This window comes from Micromonospora sp. NPDC049171 (assembly GCF_040648275.1).
GTDB lineage: Bacteria > Actinomycetota > Actinomycetes > Mycobacteriales > Micromonosporaceae > Micromonospora.
Genome location: NZ_JBEZDJ010000034.1, coordinates 54,267 through 76,576, shown reverse-complemented (window position 1 = coordinate 76,576; position 22,310 = coordinate 54,267). Strand labels below are relative to the sequence as shown.

Sequence of the window (22,310 nt, the reverse complement as noted above, 5' to 3'; positions counted from 1 at the left end):
CCCCGCCAGACGCTCGACTGGGCAACCCCAGCCGAACGCCTGGACCACCTCATCGCTACCTAACGATTGCACTCACCCCTTGACCCCAAGCCGAGCTGGAGGGCTATAACCCCATGATCAACGGGGCGTGGCGGGGAGGGGGGAGGGGGTGGGGGTGGGGGGTGGGGACAGGGAGGGGACAGGGGGCGCTGTTAGGCGGCGAAGGTTTTGGTGATCTGGGCGCAGAAGGCGGGGAGGTCGTCGGGGTTGCGGCTGCTGGTCAGGTTGCCGTCGGTTACGCACTCCTCGTCGACCCAGGTGGCGCCGGCGTTGGTCAGGTCGGTACGAAGGGTCGGCCAGGACGTGATTCGTCGGCCGCGCACCACGTCCGCCTCGATCAGCGTCCACGGACCGTGACAGATCACCCCGACCGGCTTGCCCGCGTCGAAGAACGCCTTCACGAAGCGCACCGCGTCCGGGTCGCCGCGCAGGAAGTCCGGGTTCGCGACGCCGCCGGGGAGCACCAGCGCGTCGTAGCCGGCGGCGTCCGCCTTGTCCGCGGTCACCTCCACGTCGTACGTCTTCGACTGGTCCAGGTGGTTGAAGGACTGGATGGACCCGGGCTTGAGCGAGACCAGCTCGACTGTCGCGCCGGCGTCCTCGACCGCCGCACGCGGCTGGACGTACTCGACCTCCTCGACGCCGTCGGCGGCCAGGAAGGCGATCCGCTTGCCCTGCAGTGTCGTTGCCATCTCGGTACGTCTCCTTTCCGGGGATACCGCAATTTCCTTCCCGGCTCCGCACGTCCGAAACGACCCAGCCGGGCAGCAACGGCACGGTGGTGACACAGCCGCAGGTCAGGCACGGGCCAGGTTTGGCCCGGGGGGCGCTGGGGACCCGGGGAGGCATGGCAGGAGCAGCAGCGGAACAGCGCCGGCTCGCCACCGTCGTGGAGAGCTGGCTGGAACGCCCAGTCCTGATCGTCGGTGACGCCATGTTGGACGAGTGGCGCTTCGCCGACTCCGAGCGGCTCTGCCGGGAGGCGCCCGCACCGGTCCTCACCCTGCGCCGACGGATCTCCGCCGCCGGTGGGGCCGCGAACACCGCGGTCAACGTCGCCGCTCTCGGCGGCCGGGCGGTGCTGGTGGCACCGGTGGGCGCGGACGTGGCCGGCGACGAGTTGCACGACTGTCTGGACCGCGCGGGCGTCTGGGACCGGACCGTGAACCAGCCCGGGCGGCCCACCCCGGTGAAGCGGCGGATGTTGGCCGGCAACCAGATCCTGTTGCGGGAGGACTCCGGCGACGCGGACGACGCGCTCGACCCGGAGGGCGTGACCCGGCTGCTCACCGCCCTGAGCTGCGCCACCGAGGAGCTGCGCGCCGCCGCCGGTGGGGAGGCGCCCACCCTGGTGGTCTGCGACTACGGCCTGGGGGCGCTGCCCGCCCCGGTGCGCGCGTGGCTGGTCGAGCAACGCGAGCGGTATGCCACTGTCGCGCTGGACGCCCACGACCTGGCCGACTGGCGGGGCCTCGCGCCGACGGTGGTCACGCCCAGCTTCGCCGAGGCGACCCGGCTGCTGGCCCGAGCCGGCGGCGCGACCCGACCGACCACCGGCATCGACCTGCACCTGGAACACCCGCACGGCGACCCGTCCGACGGCCCGTCCGAACTGAGCGTGGGCGCGGCACCCGGCGGGGTACGCACCGACGAGGTCACCGAGAACCACCCGGGGCCGGTCGGTGAGCCCACCCCGGGCGAGGGCCGGGTGGCTCTCACCGGCGACGGGCTCAGCGTCACCGGCACCGGCGTCACCGTGAACACCCGGGCCGGTGAGGGCGTCGACCGGGCGGTCCTGGCGGAGTCGCGCCTCGCGGAGCTGCGCGCGCACACCGGCGCCGACGTGGTCGCGGTAACCCTGGACACCGAGGGGGCGGTGGTCGGTGGCGCCGACGGGGAGCCACGGCGCAGCCACAGCACCCCGGTCCCGGCGAGCCACGCCGTGGGTGCCGGCGACGCGTACCTGGCGGCGATGACGTTGGCCCTGGCCGCCGACGCGCCGCTGCCCACCGCCGCGCAGCTCGCCCAGTTGGCGGCCACCATCACCGTCTCCGACACCGGCACCTGCGTGTGCCGGCGGGAGGATCTGCTCGCCGCGCTCGACCAACCAACCGAGACAGTGAGCCATCCCGCGTTGGTGGGCAGCGACGAGTTGGACGCGATCGTCGCCGAGTACCGCGAGGCGGGACGGTCGGTGGTGTTCACCAACGGCTGCTTCGACGTGCTGCACCGGGGGCACGTGCGCTACCTGGAGCAGGCCCGCGCGTTGGGTGACCTGCTGATCGTGGCGGTCAACTCGGACGGCAGCGTACGCCGCCTGAAGGGCCCGGACCGGCCGGTCAACCCGGTCGAGGACCGGGGAGCCCTGCTCGCCGCGCTCGCCTGTGTGGACCATGTGGTGGTCTTCGAGGAGGACTCGCCCGCCGCGCTGATCGAGGCGGTCCGGCCGGACATCTACGTCAAGGGCGGGGACTACCCGCCGGAGCTGGTGCCGGAGGCGCCGCTGGTGCGCCGGCTGGGTGGCCAGGTGCACACCCTGGGGTACGTGCCGGACCGGTCCACGTCGGCGATCATCGAGCGGATCCGGTCACACAGCCAGGACCCGTCGCCGCAGACCCCGGACCGGGAGCCCGACCCGTCACTCAGCTCCCGCACCCAGGCGTCGTGAACCGCCCCCTCGACCTCGGCACCCCGGCGGAGTTTCGCGCCGACCGGTTGGTCGACGTGTTGATACCGACCCGGAACCGGCCCGCCGAGTTGGCGGTCACCCTGGGCGGGCTCGCCGCCCAGGACGGCGTACCCGGCTTCGGGGTGGTGGTCAGCGACCAGTCCGACGGGGACCCGGCGTACGCGCATCCCGCCGCGGCCACCATGGTCCGGGCGCTGCGGCATCGCGGTCACCCGGTGCTGCTGACCCGCCGGCTGCCCCGCCGGGGGTTGGCCGAGCACCGGGCGTACCTGCTCGCCGCCTCGACCGCCCGGTACGTCCTCAGCCTCGACGACGACATCTGGCTGGAACCGGGGACACTGCGCCGGCTGGTGACGGCGATCGGCGAGTTGGGCTGCGGCTTCGTCGGCAACGGGGTGCACGGCCTCTCGTACGCCGACGACGTGCGGCCGGACTCGCACGGGCACTACGAGGAGTGGACCGGCTCGCCCACGCCGGAGCGGATCCGACCCGACACCCCGCAGTGGAACCGGGCCCGGATCCACTCGGCGGCCAACCTGCTGCACATCACCGAACACCTGGCGCTGCCGCCGGGTGCCTGGCGGGCGTACAAGGTGTCCTGGATCGGCGGGTGCGTGCTGTACGACCGGGCCAAGCTCGTCGCCGCCGGTGGCTTCGACTTCTGGCGTCGGGTGCAGGAGAAGCACCAGGGCGAGGACGTGGCCGCGCAGCTCGCGGTGTTGGCCCGCGATGGTGGTGCGGGCATCCTGCCCAGCGGCGCCTACCACCTGGAATCTCCCACCACTGTCACCGACCGGGACGTGGAGGCGTGGGAGGTCGTCCTCGCCGACGAGGACACCCCGCAGCCGGCCTGAACTACGGGGTGAGCAGCTCCCGGGCAGCTTCCACCACCTCGATCACCGGGACGTCGGTGACGAAGGAATCCCGGTGCGGGCACTCACCGTCGCCGGGCCGGTGCGGATAGATGCCCGGCGTGCAGTCCACCCCGCACACCGGGCAGTGCACAGTCCACGAGCTGATCGGCCGATGCCGGCCCCGCAGCGGGCTGGCCCCGTTGATCAGGTTGCCGACCCAGAAGATCCCCACCGTGGGCGCACCGACCGCGGCGGCCAGGTGCAGCGGGCCGGTGTCGTTCGAGACGACCAACGCGCAGTCGGCGTAGCAGCCCACCAGCCCGCCCAGGCTGAGCGTGCCCACCTGCGGACGCACCGGCACCGGTGCCGCATCGACCACCCGGTCCACCACCTCCCGCTCGGCGGGCGTACCGGTGACCAGCACCTCGTAGCCGTCCTCGTACAGCGCACCGGCCACCTCGGCGAAGCGCTCGGCAGGCCAGCGGCGGCGGGTGTCGGTGGCGCCCGGATGCAACGCCACCCGGGGCCGCCGCGCCGGGCCGAGCACCCGGGCGGCCTCGGCGCGATCGGCGTCGGTCACCGCGAGCGTCGGCGTGATGGTGGTCGCCGGTGCTCCGACCAGCGCCACCACCTCCAGGTAGCGGATCACCTCGTGCTGGTAGTAGACGTACCGCAGCCACCGGTCCAGTGGCGGCGCGTCGTCGGCGCGCAGACCAACCGTCACCCGGGCCCCGAGCCGACCCATCAGCGGGTTGGAGTTCGCGCCGCCACCGTGGATCTGCACCGCCAGGTCGAAACCCGCACCCGTGGCGGCGGCCACGAAGTCGTCCATCGACGACTCCGCCTCGCCCGGGTCCGGCGCACGGATGCCGGGAGCCGGCGGCACCACCAGCACCCGGTCCACCGGGCCGGGCCGGTCGCGCCAGAGCTTCGCGTGCCACGGCGCTCCGAGCAGCACGATCTCCGCCGCCGGGTACGCGGCACGCAACGCGTCAAGCGCCGGCAGGGCGAAGATGAAGTCGCCGAGTGCGTTGGCGCGCAGCACCGCGATCCGCCGCACGTCTTCGACCCGCTCGCCGGTCGGGCCGAGCAGGGACGGAGTGACCACGCAACCCGCTATGTCCGGTCCACTTCGCCGAAGGTGTCCGGGCGGTGCAGCTCCCGGTCCGCGGCGGGGTCGGCAGGCATCGGCGTACCCGTGGAGGGGGCGCCGGAGCGCGGCCCGGTGCGACCGACGGTGATGGTGCGCGGCGTGGGCCGGGTCGCCCTGGGCAACCGGACCCGGAGCAGGCCGTGGTCCATGACCGCGTCGATGGCCTCCGGGTCGACCCGCGACGGCAGGTTGACGCGGTACTCGAAGCCGCGGGTCTCGAAGCCGCCGGGGATGCCCTGGTCGGCGTTGACCTCGGCCTCGGAGCGGGCCCGTACGCACAACTCGAGGTCGTCCAACTCGACAGCCACCTCCTCCGGTGCCACCCCGGGCAGCCGGACGACGACCTCCCAGCCGTCCGCGGTCTCGGCCAAGTCGACGTCGGACGCGCCGGCCCGGCCACCGACCAGGCGACTCAGCTCGGCGCGCAGCGACTGCAACTCCCCCATCGGGTCCCAGCCCTGCTGCCGGCCGCCCCGCCAGCCCCGACCGAATCCGCCGGCCTGCTGTTCGCTCATCACACCTCTCCGATCCGCTGGGTGGAAGTTTGCGGCCGCAGTGAGCTGGGCGCGTCCAGGCCGGCGTCGCGGTCGACGCCCACACCCAGCCGGTCGACCAACTCGCCACCCAGCCAGGCGCTGATGCCGAGGATCCCCACCGCGACCACCTCGATGGCGACCAGGGCGCCGCCCGCGGCCCGGGAGTCGGCGTTGAGCCGCACGGCCCACACCGCGGCGAAGAGCAGGATCACCGCGACGTTGGCGGCGGCGTGCAGCAGACCCACCCGCTTGGCGCGGGTGCCGGTCGGGATGGCCAGCAGGTCGAACGAGCCGGCCGCCGCCGCGAGGAGACCGCCGATCAGGCCGACGGTGATGTTCCAGTACGCGACCTCGCCGAGCAGGTCGGGGCCCCCGACGGTGTCGATCACGTCGAACAGCACCGCCGTGGCCAGCAGCGCGACCGGGAACATGACGAGCATCGGATGGACTGGATGACCCAGTACCTTGAGTCGGCTCTCCATCTCCCGGCCTCCACTTGTCGGCGTCCTGCGGAACGGTCTCGTGCGGCGGGCGCGTCGGGTGAGGCCGTACCCCCGGCGACCGTGCACAAACCTCACCCTGGTCACGGCGGCCTAGGCTGACGAATGGCGGTGCCCGCCAACGGGTCAACGCCTGAGGGAGGATCACGTGACGGTGGAGATCACTTCGCACGAGGAACTGCGCGAGCTGCTCGGCGAACCAACGGCGCGGGCGGCCAACAAGGAACGCCAACGCCTGCACGAGCGGGACCGTGAGTGGCTCGCCGCATCGCCGTTCTGCCTGCTGGCCACCGCCGGTGCGGACGGCAGCTGCGACGTCTCCCCCAAGGGCGACCCGGCCGGGTTCGCCATGGTGCTGGACGACACGACCATCGCGCTGCCCGAGCGGCCGGGCAACAGGCGGGCCGACGGTTACCGCAACATCCTGGACAACCCACACGTCGGGTTGCTCTTCCTGATCCCGGGGCGCACCGACACGCTGCGGATCAACGGGCGGGCCCGCCTGGTCAGCGACGCGCCCTGGTTCGACGACATGGTGGTCAAGGGGCACCGGCCGGTGCTCGCCGTGGTGGTGGAGATCGAGCAGATCTTCTACCACTGCGCGAAGGCGTTCCTGCGGTCCGCGCTGTGGCAGCCGGAGACCTGGCAACCCGACGTGCTGCCGTCCCGCCCCCGCCTGATCAAGGAGGTCGAGGCGCCGGTGGTGAGCCTGGAGGACCTGGAGCGGCACTACGGCCCGGAGTACGCCAAGAACATCTACAGCTGAGCTTGCTCCTGGGCGCTCCGGTCCGCCAGTTCCGGCCAGCCGACAGGGTCGGTCACCTCGTGAGGAAGTGCGGCGTGGCGGGGTCGGGGGCGGCGACCGCAGCCCACCGTCCCTGGTGTCGCAGGATGGTGACGGGATGGTCGAAGCAGTCGCTCATCAGCTCGGTCGTCAGCACCCTCTCGACCCGCCCGCACGAGACCGCACGGCCCTCGCGCAACAGCAGCGCGTGCGTGGTGGTCGTGGGCAACTCTTCGAGGTGATGGGTGACCAGGATGCTTGTCGCCTCCGGCGCCGCGTCCCGAATGCGGTCCAGGCTCGTCAACAACTGCTCACGGGCCCGCAGGTCCAGACCGGTGGCTGGCTCGTCGAGCAACAGCAGTCGCGGGCGCGCCAGCACTGCCCGCGCGAGCAGCACGCGCCCCCGCTCGCCGTGGGACAGCAGGTGCCAGCGGGCCTCCGCGCTTCCGCCCAGCCCCAGCAGGTGCAGGAGGTGGTCCGCCCGCTCCAGCTCGTCCGGGCGCGGCGTCCACCGGGGCATCAGGTCGATCGTGCCGGTCGCTCCGGTGAGCACCACCTCGCGGGCGGTCAACGCCGAGCGCAGCGGGTGCTGCGGGTTGACCCGGCCGATCGAGCGACGCAACTGGAAGACGTCGGTACGCCCGAGGCGCTGACCGAGGATGTCCACCTGCCCCCGGGTGGGATGCTGGTGGGCGCCGAGGACGCTGAGCAGGGTGCTCTTGCCCGCACCGTTGGGCCCGATCAGTGCCCAGTGCTCTCCGGCGCGGATGGTGACGCTGATTCCCGCGAGCAGCAGGCGGGCCTCCCGTACGACATCGACGTCCCGAGCCTCGATCACCGTGTCGCCCGGGCCGGCGTGGCGGCTCACCTGCCCGGCTCGCTGAGGAACACGCCGAGAGCCAGCGCCACCAGCGGAATCAGGCAGATGATGGTGAACACCCCCTGCGGGCCCCAGGTTTCCGCCGCCAGACCGAGGACGGGCGCGAGGAGGCCGCCGATGCTCACGGCGAGCCCGAGCGTCACACCGGCCGCGGTGCCGGGCCGCGTGGGCAGATAGTCCTGGCCCAGCTTGACCAGCACGGCGAACGGGATGTTCAGGGCGATGCCGGCGAGCACGGCGAACAGGAGCGGCGGGTACTCCCCGGGGGTGAGCCGCAGGCCGACGAGCGCGGGGACGGCGACGATCGCGCCGAGTTGCACGGTGCGGACCATCCCGACCCGGTCGGCGATCCGGCCACCCAGCAGCGTTCCGACCACCCCACCGACCAGGAAGCAGGCCAGCGCGGCTCCGGCGAGGCTCCTGCCCGCGCCCAGATGGCGTATCCAGAACAACTCGATGAAGGTGATCGCACCGAAGAAGGCGACAGATCTGACGGTCTCGATGCAGGTCAGCACCAGGAAGGGAACCCAGCGGTCCCGGCCGTCGTGCGCGACGAGGCGCGCGGCCGGCCGCCGTAGCCGATTGCGGTGGAGCAGGAAACCCATGAGTACGGCCGGCGGAATGAAGAGCGCCGTCGCCCCGACGCCCATCGCGATGAGTGCCGGAGTCGCCAGCACCGGTGCCAGGAAGAACCCGACACTGCCACCGGCGGCGAAGATGCTCATCGCCGTGGCGCTGTCACCTGCCGCCACCCGGGCCGACTTTCCCGCGGCCGGATGGAACATCGCCACGCCGATTCCCGACGCGCAGAGCAGGAGCCAGACCGCCACGTAGCTGTGCACGAGACCGGCGAGGCCGAGCCCGATTCCGGCGAGCGTCACTCCCGCACCGGCGAGCCAGTCGAGCCGGTACCGGTCGACGGCGACGCCGATGAATGGTTGCGGAATGGCGCTGCCCATGGTTGCGGCGAGCGTGAGACCGCCGGCGGCCACGTAGCCGTAGTGACGGTCCAGCACGAAGTACGGAACGCAGGCCGGCACCAGACCCTGATAGAGGTCGTCGACCGCGTGGGCGGCGCTCCACAGTCGCATCCGCCGCCACGCCGACGGTTGCTCGTCAAGCGCCAGCACCGTCCCAGGGTTGGCCGGGTTCACTCGGCTGCCTGTCTCCGTCACCATCAGCTCTCTCGTTCGGGTGTCGCAGGAAGGATGCCCGGTCGCCCCGGATGCGGACTATCGATATCCTGCCGACTTGTGTCGCCAAGCAGCCAAGATGTCGATGGCCCCGCCCGGGTACCCCTGGCCGACCGCGATCGGATCGACTGGCACAGCCACCCACGCCACCAGCTTGTCTGCCCCCGCAACGGGGTGTTGGGGGTGTCGACACCGACGGGGATGTGGACCGTGCCACCGGACCGGGCGGTGTGGATTCCGGCCGGCGTCGCCCACGCTCATCGGGCGTACGGGCCCACCGACATGCGCGCGATCATGTTCGACCGCCCGCTGAACCCGTTGGGCGTGGATCAGCCGACCGCCCTGGCCGTCTCGCCGCTGCTACGCGAGGTGATCGTCAGCCTCACCGACGGCGAGGAGCGGACCGACGACGAACGGGACAACCTCGAACGCGTGGCTCTTGACCAGCTACGACGGGTGGCCACGTTGCGGCTGCGCCTGCCGTACCCGGCCGACCCCCGGTTGCGGGACCTTGCCGAGATCCTGCTCGACGACCCCACCGACCGCCGCACCCTCGGCGAGTTGGGCAGAGCCGTGGGCGCCGGCGCGCGTACCCTCAGCCGACTGTTCCGGGAGCAGACCGGAATGTCGTTCCCGCACTGGCGGACCCAACTGCGGCTGCACCACTCGCTGCGGTTGATCGCCGAGGGTGAGTCGGTCACCACGACCGCCGCGGCCAGCGGTTACAGCGGTCCCAGTGCGTTCATCCAGGCGTTTCGGGCCTACTTCGGGATCACGCCGGGCGAGTACTGCCGAAGCCGGCGCGGCGGCGATCCTTCCCCACCTCGAACTGACCGGCCGCGGTCCGGCTCGCCGGCCGGCGAGCCCTGACCGGCCCCGGTCCGGGTCGGCGGCCGGCGACGGCCACTCCGCCGATCCAACGCCCGTCCCACCCCGCTCGGCCGGGACCACGCGATTCGGACCCGCGTGTCACGATCTCGGCCATGCGTCTTCCGTTCGGCCTGCTCGTCGCATCCGTCGCGGCCGGAGTGCTCTCGGCTGCGGCGGCGCTGCTCGCCATGACGGCCGCTTCGTTGCAGTTCGGCCTGGTCATGCTGCTCGCACTGCTCGGCCACGTCGTGCTGGGTCGCGGTGCGCGCCGTGTGCGGTGGGCCGTCGCCGCCGGCATCGGCCTCCTTGCCGTGGTGGCGGCCATGAGGCTGTTCTGGCACCAGGAGCAGGCCGTCGAGGTGGGCTGGACGGCCTACGGGCCAGCGACAGCGGAGACGTCCATAGTGGAAGGATGGCGGGACTCGATCGACAGGCAACGGCTCGCCGCCCTGGGTCTGGCGCTTGGCGTCGTCTGTCTCGCCGCCGGCGTGCTGGCACTACCGGCCCGCGGCAGGCGGCGGGGGGCGGCGACGGCGGTCCTCGCGCTGCCGCTGCTCGCCTGGTTCGGGCAGGACTCCAGCCGGGAGTTCGTCGACTACCCGCTGCCGGACCTGCTCGCAACGGTGTGGCCGGCGCTGCTCGCTGCCCTCGTGACCATGGGGGCACTCGCGCTGTCCGGGTGGCGGGCCGACCGCCGTTGGCTACTCCCGGTGGGGTTGTTCCTGCTGTCACTCGCAACGGCCGACGTGTACTCGAACCTCGCCGGACTGTGGTCGGGCTGGTGGGACATGGTCAATCCGGACCAGAACGTCGCCTTTCTGCAACTAGGAATGACCGTGAGTACGTCAGCGGGAGACTCGCTTGAGGTGTCGTCGGCCGTGGAGAGGGCGATCGCGCTGGCCGGTGCAGGGCTGACGGCCGTCGGTGCGCTGCGCAGCTCCCAGGAAGTCCCCGCTTCTTCCGCGTAGCACAGATCTGAATTGCGGCTTACGGCCCTTCGCCCGCCCCTTCTCTCCCGCCGGCCGACGCTAAGATCTCCATGTTTCGATCTACAACGGGGAGGAAGACCCACATGCGATGGAAGTTTCCGGCCGGCGCCCTGATAGCGCTGGCTTTTCTGGTTCCGGCGGCACCGGCGGTGGCGCAAGCCGGATCGCCCGGGCTGAACGAGGCCTGCCAGACGGTCGAGCGCAAGGTGTACACGGACATTCGCACGCTCGTCACCATCGACCTGGACACCGCCAACACCGCCCAGCTGCGGCTGTTGGCCTATCGGATCCTGGACAGGGCAACCGAAGAGCAGTTGCCCGTTCTGCCGAAAGCCATTGCGGAGCGACTGAACGGCACCACTGAAGAACTCCGCGCATTCCTCAAGGCGGATATGCAGAGTGCCTGGTCAGTGGCTTTGCGGATCTCGGTGTACCGGACGCTGCCGGGTGCTGGTGCCAACGTGAACGAGGCCGCGCAGGAGACGCTCGCTGTCACGTCCGTCGACGCCTACCTGGCGTACCTGAACGACGGCCTGTACGTCGCGCGTGAGCTTGACTGCGCGTCGCAGCCCCCTTCGACGCCCAGCGCGACGTCCAGCGCCACGACGACCGTTGCACCGGGCCCCTACGTCCTCCGCTAGCCTGGGCACCTCCGGCGGTGCGGGCGGTGGGCTGCCCGTCACCGTGACCGTGGCCAGCATCGGCGGTGCGCTTCTGCTCCTCGGCGGCGCGGGTTACCTGATCGGACGCCGACGCCGGTCCCGCTTCGTGGCCTAGCTCGCGCGACGCGCCCGGCTCGATGCTTCGTCGAGCCGGGCGCGCTCAGGGCCAGCGGGCGTCTCTGCCCATACGCGATACTTCCCGTCATGATCCGCCTTGATCGTGTGGAGCTCCGGCAGATCTCCCACCCGTCCGAGATCAGTGCCCGCCAGACACGCGAGTTGGTCGAATGCTGGGTCGCGGTGGCGAACATGGGTGGTGCGGTGGGCTTCGCGTTCCCACCCGTCGACTCCGAACAGGTCGCTCCCGTGGCCGAGCGCCTCATCGCCGACCTCGGCCCGCAGCGCAGCAGGCTCCTGCTGGCGGTGGTCGACGGGGCACTGGCGGGTTGGCTGCACCTGTCCCGTCACGTGGATCCGCTCGTGGCGCACTGGGGCACCGTCAGCCGCGTCCAAACACATCCCGACCACCGAGGTCGCCGGATCGGCGCAGCGATGATGCATCGGGTTCGGCAGATCGGCCGTGACGAGATGGGGCTCGAACAGCTTCGCCTCTGCGCGCGAGGCGGAGCCGGCCTGGAGGACTTCTACGGTCGGCTCGGCTGGAAGGAAATCGGCCGGTGGCCCGGGGCGCTGCGGTTCGGCGCGGGCGATGACCGGGACGAGATCCTCATGATCCTCGCGCCGCTGTGACGTGTGCTGCTTACAGCGCCAGCGGGGCCGCTCCGATGCCGGCGCGGCCAACGGCGCTGTCGTAAACCCTTGAGAAACGGCGAAGCCCAGGCCAATGACCTGGGCTTCCGTGCCGAGCCGCCTGACGGAATCGAACCGTCGACCTACGCATTACGAGTGCGTCGCTCTAGCCGACTGAGCTAAGGCGGCAACGATCAGCAAGTGTACGGCACCCGGTTGCCCGGCACCGAACGGGATACCCGCACCCCTCCCGCCACCGCCAACCGGACAACGGCTGCCAACTGACCCGTTACCGGACAGCGTCTCGCCGGATCCGGTACTACGCTGCGGCGGGTGAGCGACGAACGCGACGACCACCCGGCTCCGGCGGCCGACGATCACCCCGACGGCGAGCGTGCCCGGCCTCGGCCACGTTCCACCGATCCGCTGGAGTTGGGCTTCACCCCGCGCAAGCCGGTGCCGTGGCTGGCACCGTTCCTGCTGATCAGCACCGGCATCCGGACGCTGCTGGCGGTCCTCTTCGGCGCGTACCTGGACAAGCGCGAGTTGCAGAACGCCTTCGGCGACGGCGTCTTCCACCAGGCGGGGCCGGACGGTGGGCTCTGGCTCGACTACGTGGCCGACCTCGGTGACGGGTTCCACGCCACCTACTCCGTGGCGTACCTGCTGGCCCAGCCGGCGTTGACCGTGGACGGGCACCGGCTGCCCCGGGCGCAGACCCTGGTGATGGGCGGGGATCAGGTGTACCCGTCGGCGGCCTACGAGGAGTACGAGAACCGGTGCAAGGGCCCCTACCAGGCCGCGCTGCCGGCGACCCCGCCCGAGCGTCCCACGCTGTTCGCGGTGCCGGGAAACCACGACTGGTACGACGGACTGACGGCGTTCCTGCGGCTGTTCGTCCGCTCCCGGGACCGTAACTTCGCCGGCTGGCGTACCGGGCAGTCGCGGTCGTACTTCGCGGTGGAGTTGCCGGCCGGCTGGTGGCTGCTCGGGGTGGACGACCAGTCCGGCTCGTACCTGGACGACCCGCAGTTGGCCTACTTCGACGAGGTGGCCCGCCGGCTCGGCCCGGAGTCGAAAGTGATCCTGGCCGCGCCGTCGCCGACCTGGGTGAAGGCGGCCGACAGCCCGATGGCGTACGACTCGATCGACTACTTCATCCGGACGATCATCGACCCGACCGGGGCACAGGTGCGGCTGCTGCTCTCCGGCGACCTGCACCACTACGCCCGGTACGCCGGCCCGGAGCGTCAGTTGATCACCTGTGGTGGTGGCGGGGCGTACCTGTACCCCACCCACAAGCTGCCGGAGCGCATCGAGGTGCCGCCACGCGACACGCTGGCTCGGCGGGCCAGCGTGTCGCAGCCGTACGATCTGGTGGCCCGCTATCCGGACGCGGCCCGCTCCCGCCGTTACGGCTGGGGCATCTTCGCCCGGCTGCCGTTCCGCAACCCCGGCTTCACCACGCTGCTCGGCATCCTGCACACCCTGCTGATGCTGGCCATGGCTGGCGCGGCGGCAAACTGGGCCGACAGCACCGACCAGCGACTGTTCAGCGTCCCGCTGGTGTTGATGGTGCTCGTGACGGTGATGGCGGCGGTGCTGTTCGCCAAGCCGCCCAACGCCAGCGGCAAGCGGCACGCCCGGCACTGGCTTCTCGGCGTCGGCCACGGTGTGGCCCAGGTGGCGCTGGCCGCCGGCGGCACCTGGGTCTGGTTGGCGCTGCCGTTCTACGGATGGCCGTGGCCGCTGCCGGCGGTCGCCGCGCTGGTGCTGTACGGCCCGGTCATCGGTCTGGTGGCCAGCCAACTGGTGGCGGCGTACCTGCTGGTGGCGGGTTCGCTCGGGGTGAACGTCAACGAACTGTTCGCCGGGCAGGGCATCGAGGACTCCAAGTCGTTCCTGCGGATGCGCATCGACCCGGACGGCACGCTGACCATCTACCCGATCGGGGTGGACCGGGTGTCCCGCGACTGGCAGGTCAACCCCGACCAGTCCGCCACGGCAAGCTGGCTGACCCCGAAGGCTCCCCTGACCCCCCGCCTGACCGAACCCCCGATTGTCCTGCCCTGACCGTGACCACCCACCAGCTGATCAAGAGGCGGGGGCCGGTTGGGGTTAGGGGGTGTAGTGCTGGTCGTGGGCTTGGCGGGGGGCGCAGACGGAGGCGCGGGAGCAGGAGCAGCGGGAGCCGTCGGCGTCGAGCCGGACCGTCACCGCGTCGCGGGGAACGCTGTGGCCGACGACCCGGCCATCGCCCTCGGGGGTGGAGACCCGGCTGCCGACCGCCGGGGCGGTCTCCTGGAATCTGGCGTACAGGGGATGCTCGTATTTGAGGCAGCACATCAACCGGCCGCACGCCCCGGAGATGCGCAGCGGGTTCAGGGGGAGATCCTGGTCCTTCGCCATCCGGATGGTCACCGGCTCGAAGTCGGTGAGGAACGTCGCGCAGCACAGGTCGCGACCGCAGGAGCCGATGCCGCCCTGCACCCGCGCCGAGTCGCGTGCGGAGAGCTGGCGCAGCTCGACCCGGCAGTGCAGGGTGGCGCCCAGGTCACGGACCAGGGAGCGGAAGTCCACCCGGTGCGGGGCGGTGAAGTAGACGGTGCTGCGCTCACCGCCGCTCTCGGCGGTGCCGAGCACGTGGTCGACGGCCACCACCTTCATCGGCAGGCCGTGCGAACGGATCAACCGTTTCGCGGCCACCTTGGCCTCGGCCTTGCGCCGCCGCAGCGCCTCGTCGCGGCGCAGGTCGTCGTCACCGGCGAGCCCCACCAGGCGGGGAAAGCTGTCGGTCTCCTCGGTGACCCACTGCGCGGCCCACACGCATTCCGCCACCTCGGGCCCATCGTCGGTGGGCACCAGCACCTTGTCTCCCACCTGCGGACGCAACTCGCCGGGATCCAGGTAGTAGAGGCGCCCGTACCGGTTGAAGCTGACCGCGCAGAGCATGCCCATCCCCCCACCCTACGACGGATAACCGCAAAGGACGCACCGGCCGATACCCCAATGCCATTCATGGCCGTCGACTTGACCGATGGCATGGTCACCCGTCGTGCCGTTGCCCCTCGCCCGGACGGTTGATTCCACGCCCGGGGAGGGGACAAACGGGTTCGAGCGGCGTTGAGTGAAGACAGACCTGCGGGGGGTGCAGGGGAAAGACCACGGCGTCGCCGTGGGCGCCGGCTCCGGTCCGGTGTCCGCGAGCGACGCCGTGGCCCGTTCGAGCGGCAGCCGCGTGCTCCGGGCGGCTACCAGCCGACGCGGGTGGGCTGGTCGTAGTGGGGCCGGCCGTCCAGCGGCGGCCGCCACGCGGTCTCGGCGAGGCTCGGCGCCCACTGACGCAGCAGCGTCTCCGCACCGTCGTACGCGACGCAGAGCACCGCCAGCACCCGCGCGGCGATCTCGGCGGCGTCGGCGACGCCCGGCCCGACCGGCGTCAACCGGGTCGGCGGGCCGGTGGCGGTGGCGGCGACGACGGCGACCGCCTCGGCCGAGCGGAGCACGTCGGCCAGCGTCCGGGCCAGTGCGAGGCGGCTGCCCTCGACCCAGTCGGCGAGCGCGTCCGCGTAACCGGCGGTGGATTCGAGTCGCCCGACCAGGCTCTCCGGGCCCTCGTCGAGGTGGCGCAGCAGTGCTGCCCGCTGTTGCCCGTACGCCGTGGCAGCCGGACCGGACCAGAGCACCGAGTCGGTGAGCGCGGCGGAGACGTCGTCGTACCCCCGGATGAGCCGGCGCACCGCGTGCCCGGCGCCGGCGAGCGGCGCGGGGTGCAGGTCGAGGAAGCCGCGGACCGCGTCGCCCGGCAGCACCTGCATCCGGCGCAGCAGCGGCCAGACCCGGTGCCCCTCCGGGACGCCGGCGGCGATCAGCCGGTCCACCCGGCGCAGCAGGTCGAGGCCGGGCTCGGCGAGCCGGTCCAGTGCGTCCATCAGGGCTCCCCGGCGAGCCGGCGGCGGGCTGCCCGGTCGACCTCGGCGTAGCGGTCGGCGGCCTCCTGGACCGCCGAGGCGGCTGCGGCCAGCCGACCGGCGGCGGTGCGGGCCTCCCGGGCCCGGTCGTCGGTGGCGGTGGCCCACTGCCGGTGCAGCGCGCGCCCGATCTCGCCGGGGCGCCCCGGGGCGTCGGCGCCGAACGCGGCCTGCGCCGGGTCGCTGGCGGTGACGCTGTGCGCGAGTGCGGTGAGCGTGGCACTCGCCTCGTCGAGTCGGGCGGAGAGCGCGCGCAGTGTGTCCATCTCAGGCCCCCGCGAGCGGTCGGTAGGCGGCGAACGTCTCGTTGTGCAGCTTTTCCCGCGCCCACTCGGCGGCGTCGGCCGCCGCGGTGACCGCGGCCTGCACGGAGCCGGCGACGTCCCGTGGGCTGCGGGTGTGCAGCGGGCCGAGGAACCGGACGTCGGTGATCCGCCCCCCGGCGGTGACGACGACCTCGACCAGACCGTCCGGCGACCGGACGGTCACCTCGACGGTGGACACCGCCTGGTCGAACTCGGCCTGGAGCGACTCGATCCGGCGGTATCGCCGCACCGCTTCCTCGATCCAGGCTTCGTCGATCTCCCCCCGCGGCATTGGCCGACTCCTCCCGGATGAGCCATAACTGAGCGTGCCCCCACCGTCACCACGGCACACCGGACCGTACCGCACCGCAATCGGGCCTGTCGATGCCTGTGGATAACGCCGAAAGCTGCGGGTCAGCCCTTCCAGAGGGCGAGCATCATCGCCTCGACCGCGATCCGCGGCTTGACGTTCGCCTCGATCGCCGCCCGGCAGGCGAGCACGGCCTCCAACCGGCGCAGCGATCCTTCGGCGTCCCACTTCTGCGCGCCGGCGCCGGCCAGTGCGGCGGTGTCGGTGTGCACCGGGGCGACGGGGGCGCGCAGCGCCATGGTGAGCGCGTCCCGGTAGAAGCCCGCCAGGTCGACAAGCGCCCGGTCCAGTGCGTCTCGCTGGGCGCGGGTGGCGCGGGACTTCTGCCGCTTCTCCAGCTCCTTGAGCTGCCCGGCAGCGCCGCGCATCGCGCCGGCCGCGCCCCGGCCGGTGCCACCCGCGCCGAGCGCGGTCTCCAGTGCCGCCCGCTCGGTCGTGTCGGCCTCGGTGACCGACGCCTCGGCCTCCGCCTCGGCCGCCTCGATCAGCGCCGACGCCGCGTCGAACGCCGCGCCGACGCCGGTCAACCGGCGCGGCACCGCGAGCACCGCCTCGCGTCGCTTGCGGGCCTCCGGGTCACGGGCCAGCCGGCGGGCCCGACCCACGTGCCCCTGGGCGGCAGCCGCCGCCCACTGCGCCACGTCGGGTGCGATCCCGTCCCGACGGACCAGCACCTCGGCCACCGCGTCGGCCGGCGGCTGCCGCAAAGGTACGACCCGACAGCGGGACCGGATGGTCACCGAGATGTCGTCCGGGTGGGTGGAGGGGGCGCAGAGCAGGAAGACCGTCCGCGGCGGAGGCTCCTCGATGGCCTTGAGCAGCGCGTTGCCGGCGGCCTCGGTGAGCCGGTCGGCGTCCTCGATGACGACCACCTGCCAGCGCCCACCGGACGGGGTGCTGGCCGCCCGCAGCACCAGCGCGCGCATCTCACCGACACCGATGGACAGCCCTTCCGGCACCACCAGTCGGACGTCGGCGTGGGTGCCGCCCATCGTGGTGCGGCAGCCGGGGCACTCGCCGCAACCGGTGCCGTGCACGCACTGCAGGGCGGCGGCGAACGCCCGCGCGGCGACCGAGCGACCGGAGCCGGGCGGGCCGGTGAAGATCCAGGCGTGCGTCATGCCGGCGGCCGGGTCCACCTCGGCGAACTCGGCACCGCCGTCCGGGCCGGCGAACTCGGCACCGCTGGCCGGGCCGGCGGTGATCAGCGCGGGTGCCCGGTCGGCCGCGCCAGCGCGCAGCACGGCGGCCGCCGCGGCGGCGGCCCGGCGCAGCTCGACGACCGCCTCGTCCTGACCGACCAGGTCGGCGAAGACGTCCGACATCAGGTCTTGTGCTCCATCGTCACCAACTCCGAGTCCGATAACTCAGGCTGCACCGAGGTGTCCGGGCCCTGCGCCGGCCGAGGGTGCACGATGCCGCCAGGGCTGCCGAGCATCTCCTCGACCCGCCGGACCACCTGGCCGGTGATCTGGTCGGCCGGTCGGGACGCGTCGAGGACGAGGTAACGCTTCGGGTCGGCGGCGGCGAGGTCGAGGAAGGCGTACCGGACGCGCTCGTGGAAGGCGACCGACTCGGCTTCCAGCCGGTCGGTGCCGGTGTTGCGCGAGGCCACCCGGGACAGCCCGGTGTGCGGCTCGACGTCCAGCAGCACCACCAGGTCGGGCTTGAGCCCACCGGTGGCCCAGGAGGAGAGCCAGGAGACCTCGTCGACGGGCAGCGTCCGGCCGGCACCCTGGTACGCCAGGGACGAGTCGACGTACCGGTCGCTGATCACGACACCGCCCCGGACCAGCGCGGGCCGGACCACGGCGGCCACGTGGTGCGCCCGGTCGGCGGCGTACAGCAGCGCCTCGGCCCGTGGCGAGGGCGCCTCGTCGCCGGACGTGTCCAGCACCATCGACCGGATCCGCTGACCGACCGCGGTGGCTCCCGGCTCCCGGGTGACCACGACCTCGCGACCCTGGCCGCGCAGCCGGTCGGCGAGCGCGGCGAGCTGGGTGGACTTGCCGGCACCTTCGCCGCCCTCGAACACCACGAACAGCCCGGCGGAGACGAACGGCTCGGCCGGCATCAGCGGCCGGCCCCGGATCGAGCCCCACAGGTCGGCGAGGACGGGGACGCCCTTCTTGTCGTCCATCTGACCGAAGGCGCTGATGCCGGCGAAGATGCCGGCGGCACCGGCGGCGAGCAGCAGCAGCCGGGTGGAGGAGACGGAGATGCCCAGGTCGGCGATTGTCAGCTTGCGGGAGCCGCCGACGCCGACCAGCAGGCTGCTCAGCCCGATGGCCAGGATCAGCACCAGCCGGGTGCCGATCTGCACCACCGCGAAGACCCGACCGCGCACCTCGTCCCTGATCTCGCCGCCGAGCAGGGTGGTGCCGGCCAGGAAGGCCATCCCGGCACCGGCACCGACAAGCACCGCACCGACGATCGCCATGGACAGGTGGATGGCGAAGGCGAGGGTCATCACCGCGGCGCTGGCCAGCACGATGCTCATGCCGAACCACCGGCGTCGGGACATCTCCTTGACGACCATCGGGCCGAGGCCGATGCCGAGGGCCAGGCCGATGAAGATGGCGCCGAAGAGCAGGAAGAAGGCGGCGTCGCCGGCACCGAGCGAGGCGGCGAAGAACTTGGCCGTGCCGATCACGATGCCGCCGCCGGCGAACGCGCCGAAGATGCCGAGCACCAGGCCGCGGACGAGCCGGGTCTGGCCGATGTACTTCCAGCCCTCGGCGAACTGGCGCCGCATGCCCTGCTCGGTGCGCTGCCGTTCGCCGGTCTGCGCCTGGCTGATCTCCTTGATCCCGAACGCCACCACGAGGGCGGTGGCCAGCCGGGAGAAGGAGTTGACCCAGAGCGCGAGCTGGGCGGGCTCCGCCCAGCCGAGGTCGCCGCCGGGGACGAGGGCCCGGACGCTGCGGTCGAGCGCCGCGGCCACCAGCGCCGCGAGGATCGGGGTGAGGCCGTACGTGGTGATCAGCGTGAGCTGGTTGGCCGCCTCCAGCCGGGCGTGCGGGATCAGGTTGGGGACCGCGGCCTCCTTGGCCGGGATCCAGATCAGGGTGATCGACTCGATCAGGAAGGTGGCGACTGTCGCCCACAGGACCACGAGCCCGCCGTTGGCGCCGGCCAGCGCCACGATCGGGATCGAGGCGAAGAGCACGAACCGGAGCAGGTCGCAGATGACCATCGTCCAGCGTCTGTCGAACCGGTCGGCCAGCACACCGGCGATCGGCCCGAGCACCAGCGCGGGCAGCAGCCGGATCGCGATGACGCCACCGAAGGCCGCACCCTTGGCGGTGCTGCCCTGGACCTGGGACGCGGCGAAGACGGAGGTGGCCAGCAGGCCGAGCCAGTCGCCGAAGGAGGCCGCGCCGAGCACGATCCAGAGCCGGCGGAACGGCCGGATGCGCAGGACCGATCGGATGGCGGCATAACCGGACGGATCAACCTGACCGCCGCTGGGCTGGTCGGCGGCGTTGCCCGACTGACCGCCGGAGCGCGACACGCCGGGCGACTCGCCGCTGTTCTGGCTTTCGATGGCCGTACCTCCACGTGCCGGCCCATCGCTGGGCGCCTCCGGTGGAACACTCTAGACCTGGTGGGGGGCGGCCCACCGACGACATTCTCCTGCTCGCTGAGCCTAGGCCGCCGAAGGCACCGACCGCAGCCCGGACGTACGCGAGGGTGTTTCGCATTTACCGTCGGACAGTTAGCGTGCACACGTGGCCATCGAAAGCGACAAACTGCGCAAGCGCCTGGATCGGGCGACCGCCCACCTCGACCCGCCCTACGCCGTGGTCGACCTCACCGCATTCGACGCCAACTCGGCCGCCCTGGCCGATCGCGCCGCCGGCAAACCGGTCCGACTGGCCAGCAAGTCGGTCCGCGCCCGCGAGTTGATCAGCCGAGCCCTCGCCCGACCGGGCTGGCAGGGCGTGATGGCGTTCACCCTGCCCGAGGCGATCTGGCTGGTCCGGGCCGGAGTGAGCGACGACGTGCTTGTCGCGTACCCGAGCGTGGACCGCGCGGCGCTCGCCGAGCTGGCCGCCGACCCGGCGCTCGCCGCCGCGATCACGCTGATGATCGACGGCACCGGCCAACTCGACCTGATCGACGGCGTCAGCGCCCCCGGGCAACGTGCCGAGCTGCGACTCTGCCTGGACCTGGACGCCTCCTGGCGACCGCTGCGCGGGGTGCACGTCGGCGTCCGCCGCTCACCGGTGCACAGCGCACGGGCGGCCGGCGCGCTCGCCGCCACCGTCGCCGGCCGGGCCGGCTTCCGGCTGGTCGGGCTCATGTCGTACGAGGCCCAGATCGCCGGCCTGGGCGACGCCCCGCCGGGGCAGACGCTGCTGGCGGGCGCGATCAGGCTGGCCCAGCGTGGGTCGTACCGCGAGTTGCTGGCCCGCCGGGGTGCGGCGGTGGCCGCGGTACGCGAGCACGCCGATCTGGAGTTCGTCAACGGCGGCGGCACCGGCAGCGTGGCCGCCACCAGCGCTGATCCCGCGGTCACCGAGGTCACCGCGGGATCGGGCCTGTACGGGCCGACGTTGTTCGACGCGTACCGCGCCTGGCGACCGACCCCGGCCGCGTTCTTCGCCTGCGCGGTGGTCCGCCGGCCGACACCGGAGCTGGCCACGGTGCTCGGCGGCGGCTGGATCGCCTCCGGTCCGGCGGCCGACAGCCGACTGCCCCGACCGTGGCTGCCGGCCGGGCTCAAGCTGGTCGGCACCGAGGGTGCCGGTGAGGTGCAGACTCCGCTGGCCGGCGCGGCGGCGGCCACCCTCCGGGTCGGCGACCGGGTGTGGTTCCGGCACGCCAAGGCCGGTGAGCTGTGTGAACGAGTCAACGAGCTGCACCTGGTCGAGGGGGACGCGGTCGTGGCGACCGTCCCCACCTACCGGGGCGAGGGGCAGGCCTTCCTCTGAGGCGCCCGCACCCCGCGCCAGCTCAGGCCGGCTGGGCCGCCTCGGTCTGCCGCACGGAGGACAGGTCGCTGTCCGGGCCGTCGACCTGACGGTGCAGGTACTCCCGGATCAGTGCCTTCGCCTCGAGCAGCACCCGTTCGTCACCGTCGGACTTCCGCCGGAACGCGAGCTTGATCAGCGCGTCCGCCGCCTCGACGGCGATCTCCAGGACGAAACGGAGCTTCGGCACGTCGGTGAGCCCGAAACGCTCGGTGAGCACCTGGGCCAGCTGGTCGGCGATCACGCCGTTGTTGTCCCGTTGCTCGTCGAGCAGGTGCAGGTCGACGACGTCGCCGAAGTGCAGGGTGCGGAAGCCGGGGACGGTGCGGTGCATCGTGATGTATTCGTCGATTCCCGCGTCGACGCCGTCCCACCAGTGGGTCATCTCGTCGGAGGCGAACCGCTCGTCGAGACGCTGGAGGTAGGACTCCATCGTCCGCAGGGTCAGCGCCTGCACGATCGCCCGCTTGTCCGGGAAGAACTGGTAGACCGACCCGATCGCCACTTCGGCGCGCTCGGCGAGCAGGGTGGTGGTCAGCCCCTCGTACCCCACCTCGTCGACGAGTTCGGCGCAGGCATCCAACATGCGCTGTACCCGCGCGACACTTCGACCCTGCACCGGAACGCGGCGCAGCGGCCCGGTCGTGGCGGCTGGTGTGGACACTCGGCGCCACCCCCCTTCGACGGATGAACATATCTCCACGTCACGAGTCCGTGACTACCGGTACAACGAGCGGATCGCAATTGCGGTATTTACCAGGCACAACGTTCCTGATATGAAGGCACTTC

Annotated in this window: 21 protein-coding genes, 1 tRNA gene and 1 pseudogene; 9 read left to right on the top strand and 14 right to left on the bottom strand. The window is 72.2% G+C overall.

Going from position 1 to position 22,310, the window contains the following annotated elements:
* Window positions 1-191: 191 nt before the first annotated feature.
* Window positions 192-731, bottom strand: coding sequence for a type 1 glutamine amidotransferase domain-containing protein (locus AB0B14_RS32330; protein ID WP_357068500.1), 540 nt, complete (start codon window positions 729-731; stop codon window positions 192-194).
* 155 nt (window positions 732-886) lie between these two features.
* Here AB0B14_RS32330 and rfaE2 point away from each other — a divergent pair, with 155 nt between their 5' ends.
* Entirely contained in the window at window positions 887-2,707 is a 1,821-nt protein-coding gene (rfaE2, locus tag AB0B14_RS32325; RefSeq protein ID WP_357068502.1) for a D-glycero-beta-D-manno-heptose 1-phosphate adenylyltransferase, read from the top strand.
* A complete protein-coding gene (locus tag AB0B14_RS32320) occupies window positions 2,704-3,582 on the top strand; it encodes a glycosyltransferase family A protein (protein WP_357068504.1) in 879 nt (292 codons plus the stop codon). Before rfaE2 ends, AB0B14_RS32320 begins: the two co-directional genes overlap by 4 nt.
* A gap of 1 nt (window position 3,583) precedes the next feature.
* On the opposite strand, the gene AB0B14_RS32315 is transcribed toward AB0B14_RS32320, so the two are convergent.
* The 3 genes from AB0B14_RS32315 to AB0B14_RS32305 are packed head-to-tail and all read right to left on the bottom strand — an operon-like array spanning window position 3,584 to window position 5,753.
* Window positions 3,584-4,690 (bottom strand): glycosyltransferase family 9 protein, encoded by a 1,107-nt coding sequence (locus AB0B14_RS32315; protein WP_357525861.1) that lies wholly within the window; start codon window positions 4,688-4,690, stop codon window positions 3,584-3,586.
* Window positions 4,691-4,698: 8 nt separating this feature from the next.
* Window positions 4,699-5,250, bottom strand: a complete 552-nt coding sequence (locus AB0B14_RS32310) for an Hsp20/alpha crystallin family protein (protein ID WP_357068508.1) — start codon at window positions 5,248-5,250, stop codon at window positions 4,699-4,701.
* Complete coding sequence (locus AB0B14_RS32305; protein ID WP_357068510.1) at window positions 5,250-5,753, bottom strand: DUF2231 domain-containing protein; 504 nt, start codon at window positions 5,751-5,753, stop codon at window positions 5,250-5,252. Before AB0B14_RS32305 ends, AB0B14_RS32310 begins: the two co-directional genes overlap by 1 nt.
* Before the next feature lie 166 nt (window positions 5,754-5,919).
* On the opposite strand from AB0B14_RS32305, the gene AB0B14_RS32300 reads away from it, so the two are divergent.
* Window positions 5,920-6,537 (top strand): pyridoxamine 5'-phosphate oxidase family protein, encoded by a 618-nt coding sequence (locus tag AB0B14_RS32300; protein WP_357068512.1) that lies wholly within the window; start codon window positions 5,920-5,922, stop codon window positions 6,535-6,537.
* A 52-nt stretch (window positions 6,538-6,589) separates the two neighbouring features.
* Here AB0B14_RS32300 and AB0B14_RS32295 read toward each other — a convergent pair whose 3' ends face one another.
* Both AB0B14_RS32295 and AB0B14_RS32290 read right to left on the bottom strand, forming a co-directional pair.
* Complete coding sequence (locus AB0B14_RS32295) at window positions 6,590-7,423, bottom strand: ATP-binding cassette domain-containing protein (protein WP_357068514.1); 834 nt, start codon at window positions 7,421-7,423, stop codon at window positions 6,590-6,592.
* Window positions 7,420-8,613, bottom strand: coding sequence for an MFS transporter (locus AB0B14_RS32290; protein WP_357525858.1), 1,194 nt, complete (start codon window positions 8,611-8,613; stop codon window positions 7,420-7,422). The genes AB0B14_RS32295 and AB0B14_RS32290 overlap by 4 nt, the downstream gene beginning before the upstream one ends.
* Before the next feature lie 198 nt (window positions 8,614-8,811).
* On the opposite strand from AB0B14_RS32290, the gene AB0B14_RS32285 reads away from it, so the two are divergent.
* The 4 genes and pseudogenes from AB0B14_RS32285 to AB0B14_RS32270 all read left to right on the top strand — a co-directional run bounded on the left by AB0B14_RS32285 (window position 8,812) and on the right by AB0B14_RS32270 (window position 11,899).
* Window positions 8,812-9,498, top strand: coding sequence for an AraC family transcriptional regulator (locus tag AB0B14_RS32285; protein ID WP_357525856.1), 687 nt, complete (start codon window positions 8,812-8,814; stop codon window positions 9,496-9,498).
* 113 nt (window positions 9,499-9,611) lie between these two features.
* Window positions 9,612-10,466, top strand: a complete 855-nt coding sequence (locus AB0B14_RS32280) for an aminopeptidase (RefSeq protein ID WP_357068520.1) — start codon at window positions 9,612-9,614, stop codon at window positions 10,464-10,466.
* Between the two features lie 104 nt (window positions 10,467-10,570).
* Window positions 10,571-11,264: pseudogene (locus AB0B14_RS32275) on the top strand (cell wall anchor protein).
* Between the two features lie 89 nt (window positions 11,265-11,353).
* A complete protein-coding gene (locus AB0B14_RS32270; protein WP_357068522.1) occupies window positions 11,354-11,899 on the top strand; it encodes a GNAT family N-acetyltransferase in 546 nt (181 codons plus the stop codon).
* 115 nt (window positions 11,900-12,014) lie between these two features.
* On the opposite strand, the gene AB0B14_RS32265 is transcribed toward AB0B14_RS32270, so the two are convergent.
* A tRNA-Thr gene (locus AB0B14_RS32265) sits at window positions 12,015-12,088 on the bottom strand.
* 144 nt (window positions 12,089-12,232) lie between these two features.
* Between AB0B14_RS32265 and AB0B14_RS32260 the strand changes: the two genes are divergently transcribed.
* Window positions 12,233-13,972, top strand: a complete 1,740-nt coding sequence (locus tag AB0B14_RS32260) for a metallophosphoesterase (protein ID WP_357525854.1) — start codon at window positions 12,233-12,235, stop codon at window positions 13,970-13,972.
* Between the two features lie 45 nt (window positions 13,973-14,017).
* Here AB0B14_RS32260 and ricT read toward each other — a convergent pair whose 3' ends face one another.
* The 6 genes from ricT to tmk form a co-directional block, all read right to left on the bottom strand.
* A complete protein-coding gene (gene ricT / locus AB0B14_RS32255; protein WP_357525852.1) occupies window positions 14,018-14,857 on the bottom strand; it encodes a regulatory iron-sulfur-containing complex subunit RicT in 840 nt (279 codons plus the stop codon).
* Window positions 14,858-15,150: 293 nt separating this feature from the next.
* Window positions 15,151-15,831 (bottom strand): hypothetical protein, encoded by a 681-nt coding sequence (locus AB0B14_RS32250; RefSeq protein ID WP_357525850.1) that lies wholly within the window; start codon window positions 15,829-15,831, stop codon window positions 15,151-15,153.
* Window positions 15,831-16,136 (bottom strand): hypothetical protein, encoded by a 306-nt coding sequence (locus AB0B14_RS32245; RefSeq protein ID WP_357068528.1) that lies wholly within the window; start codon window positions 16,134-16,136, stop codon window positions 15,831-15,833. The genes AB0B14_RS32250 and AB0B14_RS32245 overlap by 1 nt, the downstream gene beginning before the upstream one ends.
* A gap of 1 nt (window position 16,137) precedes the next feature.
* Complete coding sequence (locus AB0B14_RS32240) at window positions 16,138-16,467, bottom strand: YbaB/EbfC family nucleoid-associated protein (RefSeq protein ID WP_007454690.1); 330 nt, start codon at window positions 16,465-16,467, stop codon at window positions 16,138-16,140.
* 122 nt (window positions 16,468-16,589) lie between these two features.
* On the bottom strand, window positions 16,590-17,870 hold the full coding sequence (locus AB0B14_RS32235) for a DNA polymerase III subunit delta' (RefSeq protein WP_357525848.1): 1,281 nt from the start codon (window positions 17,868-17,870) through the stop codon (window positions 16,590-16,592).
* The gene (gene tmk, locus AB0B14_RS32230; RefSeq protein ID WP_357525865.1) at window positions 17,870-19,960 is read right to left on the bottom strand and encodes a dTMP kinase; all 2,091 of its coding nucleotides are present in this window, start codon (window positions 19,958-19,960) and stop codon (window positions 17,870-17,872) included. The genes AB0B14_RS32235 and tmk overlap by 1 nt, the downstream gene beginning before the upstream one ends.
* Before the next feature lie 316 nt (window positions 19,961-20,276).
* Here tmk and AB0B14_RS32225 point away from each other — a divergent pair, with 316 nt between their 5' ends.
* Window positions 20,277-21,482: an amino acid deaminase/aldolase gene (locus AB0B14_RS32225; RefSeq protein ID WP_357525846.1), complete on the top strand. Its 1,206-nt coding sequence runs from the start codon at window positions 20,277-20,279 to the stop codon at window positions 21,480-21,482.
* Between the two features lie 22 nt (window positions 21,483-21,504).
* On the opposite strand, the gene AB0B14_RS32220 is transcribed toward AB0B14_RS32225, so the two are convergent.
* Entirely contained in the window at window positions 21,505-22,107 is a 603-nt protein-coding gene (locus AB0B14_RS32220; protein WP_357068945.1) for a TetR/AcrR family transcriptional regulator, read from the bottom strand.
* Window positions 22,108-22,310 lie beyond the last annotated feature (203 nt).